Below are 12,229 nucleotides of genomic sequence, written 5' to 3'. Positions count from 1 at the left end.
GGCGCGTCCTCAGTGGGCGATGGCCAGCGGCAACGGCTGCGCCGGCGGCAACCCGCCACGGCACTTCAGCACCCGCACCTGGCCGTGGTCGAGCTGCAGGCGCAGGCTGGCCGGGGAGGGATTGCGCGCGGCCTGCGCCTCGCGGAACACGAAGCCCAAGCACTGGCCGCTGTCGGCAGCCACCTGCAGCCGGCGCAGTGAACGGTCGTCGGCCTGGTGCGGCCAGCACAGTACCGCCGCGCAGGCCGCAGAGCGCAGGCACTGTTCGGCGGCCCACAGTGCCTGCTTCGGCGCGGCGTGGATGATCTGCAACTGGCCCAGGTCCAGCCCGGCGGCGGCCCAGGCCGGGGCATGCGGACGGTAGGGCGGAGCGACCAGGACGATCGGGCGGTCGCGCTGGCTCAGCCTGGCCAGTGCCGGCCATACCAGCGCCAGTTCGCCAACGCCGGGCGCCGCCTGCAGCACCTCGCACAGTCCGCTGGCCGGCCAGCCACCGCCGGGCAGGCGTGCATCCAGTGCCGGATGGCCGCTGGCCAGATGGTCGCTGGCTGGGCCCTGGCGGGCCGGGCCGCGCCACAGCTGGCGCCCGTCCAGCAGCCGGTCGAGGGCAACGACCGCACCCATCAGCCGATCCTCCCGGGGAGGCGCCGGGTGGGCTGGAAACGGCAGGAACGGGCGGAAACGGCGGGCATGGCGCGAGTATCGACGGGCCGGTATCAGGGGCTGAGACCAGACATGCTACTCGCATTGTAAGTAGAATTACTAATGAAATCCGAGGGCCGGGTTTCAGGTTGCTGAAGGGGGTAGGAGTGCCGGCCAAGGTCGGCACCCACAGGATGCGGTTACGGGTGGACCGGCAACGCCACCGGGCGCAGGGGCGCGGCATCGCCACCGCGGATCTTCAGCGGGCCGCCGATGAAGGCGAATTCGTAGACCTTGTCGCGGGCCAGTTCGTCCAGCGCCACCAGCTCGATGATCGGCGCACCCTGCTGTGCCAGCAGGTAGGTGTGCAGCGGCACGTAGTCGTCGGACACCTCGGAGGGGAAGGTCTCGAAGCTGAGGTTGTCGGCACCGACGATCATCGCGCCGCCGTCCTCGACCAGGAAGCGTGCCGCATCCAGGCCCATGCCCGGCGGGTTGGCCATGTAGGCCCTGGGCTGTTCGAACAGGCGCATGCGGCCGGTGCGGATCAGCACCACGTCGCCCTGCTGCAGTTTCACCTTCTGGCGTGCCAGCGCATCCTTCAGGTCCTGGCGGGTGACGCGGTAGCTGTCCGGCAGCATGTCCACGCCCTTGGCAGTGGCCACGTCGATCAGCACGCCACGCGCGATCAACGGCGGGAACTTCTCGATGCCGGTGACATTCCAGCCACGGTCGCCGAGATGCTTGTCGGCCTCGAAGCCGTTCCAGATCTTTCCATGGATGCCGAAGTGGTTCAGCGCATCGATGTGGGTGCCGGTGTGGCTGTACATCGAGAACGCGGTGCCGGTGTAGCTGCGGGTGAGGTTCATGGTCTCGCCCACGCCCATCGGATCATCCATCACCGTGCCGCGCGGGGTGTGGGTCATCCAGAACTGGTAGTGCGGGTCGCCGGCATCCTGCCAGCTGGGCATGCCGACGTAATATTCGGTGGCCAGGTCATAGGCCTTGCCGCCGCTGACCCGCGACAGGATCGCCGCACGCGAGGCCTCGGTGATCAGGTTGAGGCGGCCGATCTCGTCCTTCGGCCCCCAGGGGCTGGTGCCGACCTGCTGGCCGGAGGGGACGCGTTCGTGCGCGGATACGGTGATGGAAGCTGCGGTGCCGGCCAGCAGCAGGGCCAGCGCGGTGGCCAGGGTACGTGGGGTCATGGGGAGTCTCCTTGCAGGGTGGGGGGGCGCGGCTCAGGCCGCGACCAGGTGCGCCAGGGCCTGGCGCAGGTGTGGCAGCGGCAGGGTCTGCAGGCGCAGGCCGTTGCCGCCGATCACGGTGGGAATGGAGCGGATGCCGAGGGTCGCGGCTTCGGCACGGTCGGCCTGCACGCGCCGGGCTAGTGCGTCGCTGCGCATGTGGTCAGCGAAGGCGCCACGTGGATGGCCCAGCGATTCGGCGATATCCAGCAGTACTTCGGCGTCGCCGATGTTGCGGTGCTGGTGCAGGTGCGCCCATTGCACGGCATCAAACATCGCGCCATGGGCGTCGTTGCCACCGAGCATGCCAGCGGCCTGGCAGGCCAGTGCGCCGAGCCAGCCGGACGGATACTCGAAGTCCTGTGCGCGCATGCCCTCGATATCGATGCGCGCGGTGTCTTCATGCGCGGCGCAGTCGGTCCAGTGGCGCAGGATGATCGCCTTGGCGCGCTCCATCGAGCCGAACACTTCGACCATCTGCGCGCGCGAGTCCTGCAGCACGAAGCTGCGGTGGCGTACCTGGATGCCGAGTTCGGCGCAGGCCTGCTGCAGGCGCGGGGCCAGCACGAAGCACCAGCCGCAGACCACGTCGTGGAAGAAATCGACCACCGGCGCGGCGGTGGCGGGGGAAGGAACGGAAGACATCTGCCTGCCATCGGTGAGAGGGGAGGCGGCAGAGTAGGCAGCGCGGCGTGGCCGAAACAGCACGCCGCGGGCAGCTCAGTTTTCGCTGGCGGTTACGAATCCAGGCCAGCGCAGCCGGGCAGCTCGGCGTGCAGGAAATCGATGAAGGCACGCACCTTGGGTTGCAGATGGCGCGACGTGGGGTAGACCGCATGCACGAAGCGCGGCGGATAGCGGTGGTCGGGCAGCACCTGCTGCAGTTCGCCACGGGCCAGTGCGGGTGCCGCCAGGAACGAGGGCAGGGCGCCGATGCCCATGCCGGCCACCAGCAGGTCGCGCAGCAGCAGGCTGTTGTTGACGGTGACGCGCGCTGGCAGGGTGATCGTCACCTGGCCATCAGGGCCGAGCAACGGCCAGCTGCCGGGGGAGTCGGACAGGCTGTAGGCCAGCACGCTGTGCGCCTGCAGATCGTTCACCGCCTGCGGTGCCGGATGCTGCCGCAGGTAGGACGGGGCCGCGCACAGCACCTGCTGCAGCGACGCCAGCCGGCGCGCCACCAGGCGTGAATCATCCAGCTCGGCACGCAGCCGCAGCGACACATCGAAACCTTCGCCGACCGCGTCGAGCAGGCGGTCTTCCATCACCAGGTCCAGCGACAGCTGCGGATGCTGCTGCAGGAAGCGGGGCAGCAGCGGCGACAGCGTGCTCAGCGCGAACGACTGCGGTGCATTGACACGCAGGCGCCCGGCCACCTCGCCACGCTGTTCGGCGATGCCACGTTCCAATGCGTCCAGTTCGTCGAGCAGGCGGCAGCATTCGCGATAATAGGCGTGGCCGGTCTCGGTCAGGCTCATGCGCCGCGTGGTCCGCTGCAGCAGTACCACGCCCAGATGCGCTTCCAACGTGCGCAGCTGTTTGCTGAGCCCGGCCGGCGACATGCCCAGGTCTTCGGCGGCACGAGCGAGCCCGCCGCGTTCGACGATGCGACGGAAGGCACGCATCAGGTTGAAGGAATCCATGCCGGCCCCGGGCGCGATGAGGGCGCCATTGTAGATCCACGCCATGCGTGGATGTGGGAAGCGTGGTGCCCGCAGGGTTGCGCCGTTTGTTCAAGCCAGCAATCCACACGCCACGCCAGCATGCAGGCCCCTCACTTTCCGGGTTGCCCATGAAGCACTGGATGCTCCGCCTGTATGCCCCGCTGTTCCTGCTTGGATTCGTCGCCACTGCCGTCGTCTGGATCGGCCACTGCCACGGTGACCCGCTGTGGCTGCTGGCCTTGCTGGCGGCCGCCATTGCGGTTTCGTTCGCCGCCGAGCGCGCGTGGCCGTATGACCCCGCGTTCAATCACGACCACGGCGACAGCCTGCGTGACGCCCTGCATGCACTGGTCAATGAAAGCCTGAACCTGCTGTCGATCGCGGCGGTGCCGCTGCTGGCGGCAATCATTCCATGGCAGGCCTGGCCTCTGCAGTGGCCATTCGCGCTACAGGCGCTGCTGGCCATCGTCTGCGCTGATCTCGGTATCACCCTGGTGCACTACGCCAGCCATCGCATCGGCTGGTTGTGGCGGCTGCATGCGGTGCACCACAGCGTCACCCGCATGTACGGCTTCAACGGGCTGATGAAACACCCGCTGCACCAGGCGGCCGAAGCGGTGGGTGGCGTACTGCCGCTGCTGCTGTTGGGCCTGCCGATGCCGGTGGCTGCGGTGCTGGCCTTCGCCATTGCCATCCAGCTGCTGCTGCAGCACTCCAACGTGGACATGCGTCCCGGCGTGCTGGGCCGGGTGATGGCATGGGCGCCGCTGCACCGCTACCACCACATGCGTTACGGCACCGCCGGCGACGTCAACTTCGGCCTGTTCCTGACCGCATGGGATCACCTGTTGGGGACCGCCTTCGATGCACCGGGCTATCGGCTGCAGCAACGCGACCTCGGCATCGGCAGCCAACCGGACTATCCGCGCGATTATCCGGGGCAGCTGCTGGCGCCGTTCCGCGAACTGCCGCATGGCGAGGTGCCGGAGTTGCCGGAAGGCCTGCGCAGGCGCGAATGATTGAACATGTCAGGCCGCGTGCAGCTGCAGGCCCTGCAGCTGCGCGGCACCGATGCCGAACATGCGGCGCAGGCTGCGCGAGAGATGGGCCAGATCGGCGAATCCAGCGGCATGCGCACTGTCGGTCAGGTTGTGACCGCTCAGATGATGCGTGAGCGCAGTGCGTAGCCGTTGCCACAGCACCCAGCCGCGCAAGGTCACTGCCAGCTCGGACTGGAAGCGCCGGTGCAGCTGGCTGGTCGATAGGTGCGCCGCTTTGGCGATGTCGGCAGCCGGCACCGGGCCAGGCAGGTGCTGGGCGATACGGGCCAGTGCCGCCTGCACGCGGCGGTCCAGCGGTTGCGGGCGGCTCAGCCGTGGCAGCCAGTCGTGCAGCGCCAGCGCGTTACCCGGCAGCGCATGCAGGTGCCGCTGGATCTGTTCGGGATCGGCATGCGCCGGCTCAAGGAACACCGTACAGCCCGCTTCCGGCGCTGACAGGATCGCGTGCGGCTGGAACGAAGGCAGCCATAGCCGTTGGCCCTGCTGCTGCACGCCATCGATCTCGATGTGCCAGGACGTACCGTCGCTCAACAGCAGTTGATGGGCGTAGTGCGCATGCGAAGCGCTGTCACCGGCATGACCGTGCAGTACGGCGGCGTGCGCATCCAGCAGCAACGTGCCGTTCCAGGGCAGGGCGGGGGAAGACATGACGGGATTGTAGATCCACGCCATGCGTGGATGAATCTCCATCGGAATCGAGTAATTCGACAATGAAACGAAGAGCATCCACGCATGGCGTGGATCTACTGCAGGTCGCGAGAGACTGTAGAAGGCGGGGTGGGTCCGGTTGCGGGGGCGTGAGCGCCATGGGCCCGAGGCATGCCTCGGGCGGGTTGGGCAGGACGCCCAACCCAGGTCTTGCCGTGTGCGCAGGACAGCGCACACGAGCAAGCGGCGACCGAGCTTACATGGACGTACTTGCAGCGCCCCCCGCAGCCGGACCCACCCCCCCATCCCACGGATAGCCGCCTTTGCTTCTGAGGTTGCCGGCCAGCGGCCGGCACTACCGCGGGTGCCGGGCGCAGCCCGGCCGTGCGCACCCTCACCGGCCGTGCGGGTCGGGCCGGTGATGCACGTACTCGACCACCGTGCCATCGGGATGCACCGCGTTGAACGCCGCCCCGGTCGGTACCACCTGCAACGGGAAGATGATCTCGGCGCCAGCCGCGACCAGTTTGTCGTGATAGGGCCGAACGTCATCGACCAGCAGTGTCCCCGTGGTCGAAGTGAACGGGGCCAGTGCCGCCTGGCTGCCTTCGATCAGCAGGAAGGCGCCGACCATGGCCAGGCGCAGCCCGGCTTCCGGGAACGGGAAGCCCGCATCGGCCACCACGCCCTGCAACTGCTCGTAGAAGGCCACGCTGCGCTCCAGCTCGCCCGGAGCCACGAACACCCGGATCAGCACGCGGTGCGCGCTGGCTGGAGGTGTCACAGCGGTCGCGCCAGAGATGGTCGAAGTCGCGATGTACGTTCATGGGCTCGATTCGTGGCCAGGGACCTGCATTATCGGCAGCCCTGCGCGGCGCGCTGATGACCGCCAGTGATGGCCTGATAACTGCGGGCCAGGTTGCCCCTGTGACTTAGGTCCTGTTGACAGGTGTGAACGCCCTCGCACAATCTTCACAGGATTGGGTCGCCCTGCGCGGCCCGGGCAGGCAGGTTGTCACGCCGGGAGGAGGGTCCCGCGCGCAGACCGGCCCGCCCTTCGGCCTGCGGGACGTTGCCCGGCAACCCCTGCGCGGCATGAACGCTGCACCCTTCGGCGGCACTTTCCCTGGACCGATTGCCTTGGCAACGGAATTACGCCTGCCGATGAAAACGTTTACAAAACCGCTTGCACTGTCTCTGGCCCTGTCTGCCGCACTGGCCGCTCCGGCCTGGGCCGACCCCGCCGCGTTCACTGTGCTGACCCTGGAACAGGCGCCCAACGCCGAGGCGATGCCGGCCCTGGCGGCGCAACTGAAGAGCCTGAAGGTGGACGCGGTGAGCGTGCGCCAGGTGCAGCGCGGCATCGGCCAGGTCGATCCGCTGCAGGTGCTGGCCGACGGCCTGGGCTATGAATACCGCTTCGTTGCCGCCGGCAAGGACGACGGCCAGACCCAGCGCGGCCAGGCCGTGCTGACCCGGCTGCCGATCGCCGCCGAATCCGGCCCCGACCAGCCAGGCCTGAACTACCTGCGCTTGGACGATGGCCGCCATACCGTGGCGGTCTATACCGATGCCGGTGCAGGTGCGGTGCAGCTGCCGGCGCTGGTCACCCGTTCGCGGTTGGGCGCCCCGGCGGTGCTGCTCGGCGCAGTGGCCGGTGAATCGGCCAAGGCCGCAGGCTTCGATCCGGCGCGGGTGGCGCTGGAAGCCGATGCCAGCTATTTCAGCGACGGCTTCCAGGCCGCCAGCAGCGCACCGTTCAAGATGGAGGGCAGCACCCTGCGCGCCACCCTGCTGACACTGGCCTATGCCGCCGACAAGCACGGCGAAAAGCCATGGATGGACACCGCCCTCAACGCCGATGCGCGCGCTGCGCTGCTGCTGAAGGCGATGACCGAGGATGAGAAGTTCCAGATGCTGCACAGCTACTTCGGGCTGGGCAAAGACGGTGGCCCGCTGCCGGAAGGTGCGGTCGGTTCGGCCGGCTTCGTGCCGGGCGTACCGCGGCTGGGCATCCCGTCGCAGCAGTCGGCCGATGCCGGTGTCGGCGTGACCAATCCGGGCGGTATCCGCCCGGGCGATTTCGCCACCGCAATGCCGTCCGGCCCATCCACCGCCTCCAGCTGGAACCGCGAAGTCGCCTTCGCCGGCGGCGCGACCATGGGCCGCGAGGCATGGCAGCAGCGCTTCAACATCCTGCTGTCGGGCAGCGTCAACCTGCAGCGCGACCCACGCAACGGCCGCAACTTCGAATATGCCGGTGAGGATCCGCTGCTGGCCGGCTCGATGGTTGGCGCGCTGATCCAGGGCGTGCAGAGCCAGCACGTGATCTCCTCGATGAAGCACTTCGCGCTGAACGACATGGAGACCCGGCGCAACTTCCACGACGTGCGCATCGGCGAACAGGCCATGCACGAGTCGGACCTGCTGGCCTTCGAGATCGCGCTCGAAGCCGGCCGCCCGGGCGTGGCGATGTGCTCGTACAACAAGATCAATGGTACCTACGGCTGCGAGAACGGCTACCTGATGAACCAGGTGCTGAAGCAGGAATGGAAGTTCCCCGGTTTCGTGATGTCCGACTGGGGCGGCGTGCACAGTGGCTCGAAGGCTGCGCTGGCCGGCCTGGACCAGCAGTCGGCCGGTGAGGTGTTCGACGCGGCGGTGTTCTTCGATGAACCGCTGCGCCTGGCCGTGCATGGCGGCGTGGTGCCGCAGGCGCGCCTGAATGACATGGTCGCGCGCATCCTGCGCACGATGTTCCTGCATGGCAACTTCGACAACCCGCCGCAGCACCAGAAGGTGGATGCCGAGGCCGGCTTCGCCGTCGCCCAGCGCACGGTGGAAGAGGGCAGCGTGCTGCTGCGCAATGAAGGCAACCTGCTGCCGCTGGCCGACACGGTGAAGCGCATCGTCATCATTGGCGGCCATGCCGACAAGGGCGTGATCGGTGGCGGTGGTTCGTCGATGGTGGGCGTGACCGCCAAGGGCACCAATGCGGTGCCGGGCGTGCTGCCGACCACCTGGCCGGGCCCGGTGATCTTCCACCCGTCCTCGCCGCTGGAATCGCTGCGCGCAGCGCGTCCGGACGCGACCATCGAGTACGTGGACGGCACCAACGTCGCCGCCGCGGCCAAGGCGGCCGCGCAGGCGGATGTGGCCATCGTGTTCGCCACCCAGTGGGCCGCCGAATCGGTGGATCTGCCGGACATGCAGCTGCCGGACAACCAGGACGCGCTGATCTCGGCGGTGGCCAAGGCCAACCCGAAGACCGTGCTGGTGCTGGAAACCAATGGCCCGGTGCGCACGCCATGGCTGGCGCAGGTGCCGGCGATGCTGCAGGCCTGGTACCCGGGCATCCGCGGTGGCGAAGGCATTGCCGCGCTGTTGACCGGCCAGGTCAATCCGTCCGGCCGCCTGCCGGTGACCTGGGTGGTGGACGAATCGCAGCTGCCGCGCCCGCACATCGACGGCCTCGGCTTCAAGCCGGCCAAGCCGTTCGGTGATGTGTTCGATTTCGATATCGAAGGTGCCAACGTCGGTTACAAGTGGATGGCGGCCAAGGGCCTGAAGCCCACCTTCGCGTTCGGTCATGGCCTGTCCTACACCTCGTTCGCCTATGAAAACCTCAAGGTGAGTGTGGAAGGCTCGCGCCTGGTCGCCAGCGTGGACATTCGCAACACCGGCAAGCGCGCCGGTGCCGACGTGGCCCAGCTGTACCTGAAGCTGCCGGCCGGCAGCACCACGCCGATCCGCCTGATCGGCTATGACAAGGTGACCCTGCAGCCGGGCGAACAGCGCCGCATCCGCATCGAAGCCGAGCCGAAGACGCTGGCGCACTACGATGCGCAGGCCCGCCAGTGGAAGATCGACGGCGGCACCTACCAGGTGCAGCTGTCGCGCAATGCGGCCGAGCCGCTGCAGAGCGTGGACGTGCAGCTGGTGGAGCAGGTGCTGCGCTGATGCCTTGAAGACACGGCCCCGGAAGGGGCCGTGTTTGTTTGTGGGGTACCGCTGCGCTCGCCGGGCGTGGCCCGGCGCTACCAGGGCTGTGGTGATCGGGTAGCGCCGGGCCATGCCCGGCGAGCGCGGAAGTCACACAGGCGCGCTGCCAAACCACCCGCGCAGGAAATCGATCAGCTGCCGCACCTTCGGCGAGGGCTGCGTGCTGTGCGGGTAGACCGCGTACACGCTCTGCTGCGGGAAGCGGTGCTGGCGCAGCACCGGGCGCAGCCGGTCCTGGGCCAGGTCGTCCTCGATCAGCCAGCGTGGCAGAACGGTGACCCCGGCGCCGGCCAGGGCGAACGCGCGCAGGCTGCTGGCACCATCCACGCGTACCACCGCGTTGCCCGGGTTGGTGGCAAACAGGGCGCCGCTGCCATCAGGCGCGATCACCGGCACGTCGGCCAGGCGCGGGTAACCGAGGCGGGGCAGGGCGCCCAGCTGCACGGGGTCGTCGGCAGCATCGGCAGAGGGCAGGCGTGCCAGTAGGGACGGAGCCGCCACGGGGCACAGTGGATGGCGTTCCAGTTCGCTGGCGTGCAGGCCCGAATCCGGCAGGCGGCCAAGACGGATTGCCAGGTCGAACCGCTCGGGAATCAGGTCGGCCGGTGCCGGTGAGGTCGACAGGTGCAGCTGCAGGGCCGGGTGCCGAGCACGAAACGCCTCCAACGCAGCAATCAAGCGTAGCTGGGCGTACTCCGGCGTGGTGGTCAGGCGCAGCACACCCTGCAGCTGGTGCTGGTCGCGGCGCGCGGCATCGATGGCTGCCTGTGCGGCATCCAGTGCCTGCACGCAGTGTTGCAGGAACTGTTCGCCGGCCTCGGTCAGGGCCAGGTGGCGGGTACTGCGCAACAGCAGGGTCACGCCCAGCTCCTGCTCCAGCCGCTTCAGGTTGAAGCTGACCACCGCGCGGCTGAGGCCGAGGCGATCAGCCGCAGCGGTCAGGCTGCCGGCCTCGACCACGGCGCGGAAGATATCGAAGCGATCGAGGCTGACCATGGCAATTCATTGTCAAAGTGGATTTGACAGTGTTGCAGTTGCTGTCGTGTTTTTCCAACAAGGCCCGCACGGCATGCTGGCCGCTTCCCTGTTGGAGCGCCGCCGATGCCGTCTCCCCGCCTGCGCCATGAGGCGATCTTCCTGCTGGTGTTCGCTCTGGATCTGGTCAACATGTTCATCGCCACGGTGGCCTATCCGGTATTGGCAGCGGAGCTGCACGCCGATATCAGCACCCTGGCCTGGGTGGGCACCGCCTACATGCTGGGCCTGAGCGTGGTGATCCCGCTGGCGCCCTGGCTGGCCGCGCGCTGTGGTGAGCGTCGCCTGCTGCTGGTGGCGTTGCTGCTGTTCGCGGTTGCCGCTGCGCTGGCCGGCGCAGCAGCGGGTATTGGCTGGCTGCTGGGCTGGCGCCTGCTGCAGGGCCTGGCCGGTGGCCTGCTGATTCCGGTGGCACAGGCGGCAGCGTACCGGCAGTGCACGCCCGACCAGCGTGGCACGCTGACCCGCCGCATCCTGCTGGTTGCGCTGCTGGTACCAGCACTGGCGCCCGCGCTCGGTGGGCTGCTGGTGCAGTGGTTGTCCTGGCGCGGCGTGCTCTGGGCCAGCCTGCCGCTGGCCGTGGTGGCGATTGGACTGGTGCTGGCGTGGATGCCAGCCGATGGCGCGCGCAGTGCGCCGCGCCTGCAGGCCTATGCGCTGTCCACCGCGATGCTGGCGCTGGGCGCGCTGCTGCTGGCGTTGACCTGGCTGGGTGAACCCGGCCATCGGGCCGCCGGTGCCGTACTGCTGTTGATCGCAATGCTGTTGGCGGCGGCCCACCTGCGGTATGCACGGCAGCAGGCGCAGCCCCTGCTGCGCTGGTCGCTGCTGTCCCATCGGGGCCTGCGCCTGGCGATGGTGGTCTATCTGGCAGTGCCCGGTGTGTTCATCGGCAGCCAGCTGGTCAGTACCCTGCAGCTGCACCAGGCCGGTTACAGCGCGGCACGCATCGGCGCGTTGATGCTGCCCTGGGCGCTGGCCTCGGCCGTGGCGATTACTGCCAGCAAACGCCTGCTGGCCCGTTTCGGCCCGGCCACGGTACTGCGCGTGGGCATGCTGCTTCAGACCAGCGGCCTGCTGTTGATGGCGCTGCTGCCGCAGCCGGCCTTCGCGTTGGCCGCGCTGTTGTTCGCGCTGATGGGGGCGGGCGGCAGCCTGTGCAGCAGCACGGCGCAGACGCTGGCCTTCCATGGCGTGGAGGGTGAAGCGCTGGGCGATGCCAGTGCCCTCTGGAACCTCAACCGTCAGCTCAGCTTCTGCCTCGGTACCGCCGCCATTGCGCTGCTGCTGGCATTGGCCATGCAATGGCTGCCGGCAAACGCCACGCGCGTGGCGCTGGGGCTGGCCGCCCTACTGACTCTGCTGCCGATGGTATTGCTGCGTCGGCCGCAATCGATCTCTCTTTCCCAACCCGAGACAATGCAATGACGATGACCGCGGAGAACGAGTTCCATGATCTGATCGCCAAGCTGCAGGCCTGGTTCCGTGCGGAAGCAGCCGCCAGTACGCTGGATGCGCTGATGGATCATTTCTGCACCGACTTCAGCATGGTCGGTGTTGCCGGGCAGCGCCTGGACCGCGAAGCCCTAGCCGGCATGTTCGCTGGCGGCCATGGTGCCCGCCCGGGCTTGCGTATCGAAATCGATGCCCTGCAGTTCATTACGGTGCCGGCACCGTTGGCGATGCTCCGCTACCGTGAAGGGCAGGGCGTTGCTGAAGGTGGGATGGTCTGGCGTGAAGCACTGGCCGTGCTGCGGCAGGAAGACGGCCGTTGGCGTTGGCTGGCGTTGCATGAAGTAACGGCAGCCTGATGTTGTAGAGCCGAGCCCAGGCTCGGCTGCTCTTCGGGGAGGTTGCGGTGGCCCCAGCCGAGCGTGGGCTCGGCTCTACAACGGCCAGATGGATGCGTGCCCGTCGGGCAGCACATGTG

Annotated in this window: 10 protein-coding genes and 1 pseudogene; 4 read left to right on the top strand and 7 right to left on the bottom strand. The window is 68.2% G+C overall.

Translation table 11 applies throughout. The annotated features are described in order from the left end of the window. Positions 1 to 9: 9 nt before the first annotated feature. From imuA to AC5P6A_RS18895, 4 genes are all read right to left on the bottom strand, one after another. The gene (gene imuA, locus AC5P6A_RS18910; protein WP_019660229.1) at positions 10 to 624 is read right to left on the bottom strand and encodes a translesion DNA synthesis-associated protein ImuA; all 615 of its coding nucleotides are present in this window, start codon (positions 622 to 624) and stop codon (positions 10 to 12) included. 218 nt (positions 625 to 842) lie between these two features. Beyond that, positions 843 to 1,850: a cyclase family protein gene (locus tag AC5P6A_RS18905; RefSeq protein ID WP_180877645.1), complete on the bottom strand. Its 1,008-nt coding sequence runs from the start codon at positions 1,848 to 1,850 to the stop codon at positions 843 to 845. Between the two features lie 33 nt (positions 1,851 to 1,883). Next, positions 1,884 to 2,534 carry a DsbA family oxidoreductase gene (locus AC5P6A_RS18900; protein ID WP_346715249.1) on the bottom strand — a complete coding sequence of 217 codons (651 nt, stop codon included), beginning with the start codon at positions 2,532 to 2,534 and terminating at the stop codon, positions 1,884 to 1,886. 92 nt (positions 2,535 to 2,626) lie between these two features. Further along, the gene (locus AC5P6A_RS18895) at positions 2,627 to 3,577 is read right to left on the bottom strand and encodes a LysR family transcriptional regulator (RefSeq protein ID WP_021204494.1); all 951 of its coding nucleotides are present in this window, start codon (positions 3,575 to 3,577) and stop codon (positions 2,627 to 2,629) included. Positions 3,578 to 3,693: 116 nt separating this feature from the next. Between AC5P6A_RS18895 and AC5P6A_RS18890 the strand changes: the two genes are divergently transcribed. Beyond that, positions 3,694 to 4,572, top strand: a complete 879-nt coding sequence (locus tag AC5P6A_RS18890; protein WP_258010011.1) for a sterol desaturase family protein — start codon at positions 3,694 to 3,696, stop codon at positions 4,570 to 4,572. Positions 4,573 to 4,581: 9 nt separating this feature from the next. Here AC5P6A_RS18890 and AC5P6A_RS18885 read toward each other — a convergent pair whose 3' ends face one another. Both AC5P6A_RS18885 and AC5P6A_RS18880 read right to left on the bottom strand, forming a co-directional pair. Continuing rightward, the gene (locus tag AC5P6A_RS18885; protein ID WP_019660224.1) at positions 4,582 to 5,286 is read right to left on the bottom strand and encodes an AraC family transcriptional regulator; all 705 of its coding nucleotides are present in this window, start codon (positions 5,284 to 5,286) and stop codon (positions 4,582 to 4,584) included. A 370-nt stretch (positions 5,287 to 5,656) separates the two neighbouring features. After that, positions 5,657 to 6,089: pseudogene (locus tag AC5P6A_RS18880) on the bottom strand (VOC family protein). 337 nt (positions 6,090 to 6,426) lie between these two features. Here AC5P6A_RS18880 and AC5P6A_RS18875 point away from each other — a divergent pair. Beyond that, positions 6,427 to 9,222 (top strand): beta-glucosidase family protein, encoded by a 2,796-nt coding sequence (locus AC5P6A_RS18875; RefSeq protein WP_171952743.1) that lies wholly within the window; start codon positions 6,427 to 6,429, stop codon positions 9,220 to 9,222. Positions 9,223 to 9,354: 132 nt separating this feature from the next. Here the strand turns inward: AC5P6A_RS18875 and AC5P6A_RS18870 are convergent, their stop codons facing one another. Further along, the gene (locus AC5P6A_RS18870) at positions 9,355 to 10,260 is read right to left on the bottom strand and encodes a LysR family transcriptional regulator (protein WP_134731501.1); all 906 of its coding nucleotides are present in this window, start codon (positions 10,258 to 10,260) and stop codon (positions 9,355 to 9,357) included. Between the two features lie 105 nt (positions 10,261 to 10,365). On the opposite strand from AC5P6A_RS18870, the gene AC5P6A_RS18865 reads away from it, so the two are divergent. Next, on the top strand, positions 10,366 to 11,727 hold the full coding sequence (locus AC5P6A_RS18865; protein WP_346715250.1) for an MFS transporter: 1,362 nt from the start codon (positions 10,366 to 10,368) through the stop codon (positions 11,725 to 11,727). Next, positions 11,724 to 12,110 (top strand): DUF4440 domain-containing protein, encoded by a 387-nt coding sequence (locus tag AC5P6A_RS18860; RefSeq protein WP_346715251.1) that lies wholly within the window; start codon positions 11,724 to 11,726, stop codon positions 12,108 to 12,110. Before AC5P6A_RS18865 ends, AC5P6A_RS18860 begins: the two co-directional genes overlap by 4 nt. Positions 12,111 to 12,229: the final 119 nt, after the last annotated feature.

This window comes from Stenotrophomonas sp. YJH_SMC_20, assembly GCF_059367845.1.
Note: the sequence above shows the minus strand (reverse complement) of the source record. Positions and strands in the feature narration are given on the sequence as shown.

Excerpts from the sequence above, each read along its gene's own strand:
- imuA (WP_019660229.1), bottom strand. The coding sequence starts at position 624 with ATGGGTGCGGTCGTTGCCCTCGACCGGCTGCTGGACGGGCGCCAGCTG.
- AC5P6A_RS18905 (WP_180877645.1), bottom strand. The coding sequence starts at position 1,850 with ATGACCCCACGTACCCTGGCCACCGCGCTGGCCCTGCTGCTGGCCGGC.
- AC5P6A_RS18900 (WP_346715249.1), bottom strand. The coding sequence starts at position 2,534 with ATGTCTTCCGTTCCTTCCCCCGCCACCGCCGCGCCGGTGGTCGATTTC.
- AC5P6A_RS18895 (WP_021204494.1), bottom strand. The coding sequence starts at position 3,577 with ATGGCGTGGATCTACAATGGCGCCCTCATCGCGCCCGGGGCCGGCATG.
- AC5P6A_RS18890 (WP_258010011.1), top strand. The coding sequence starts at position 3,694 with ATGCTCCGCCTGTATGCCCCGCTGTTCCTGCTTGGATTCGTCGCCACT.
- AC5P6A_RS18885 (WP_019660224.1), bottom strand. The coding sequence starts at position 5,286 with ATGGCGTGGATCTACAATCCCGTCATGTCTTCCCCCGCCCTGCCCTGG.
- AC5P6A_RS18875 (WP_171952743.1), top strand. The coding sequence starts at position 6,427 with ATGAAAACGTTTACAAAACCGCTTGCACTGTCTCTGGCCCTGTCTGCC.
- AC5P6A_RS18870 (WP_134731501.1), bottom strand. The coding sequence starts at position 10,260 with ATGGTCAGCCTCGATCGCTTCGATATCTTCCGCGCCGTGGTCGAGGCC.
- AC5P6A_RS18865 (WP_346715250.1), top strand. The coding sequence starts at position 10,366 with ATGCCGTCTCCCCGCCTGCGCCATGAGGCGATCTTCCTGCTGGTGTTC.
- AC5P6A_RS18860 (WP_346715251.1), top strand. The coding sequence starts at position 11,724 with ATGACGATGACCGCGGAGAACGAGTTCCATGATCTGATCGCCAAGCTG.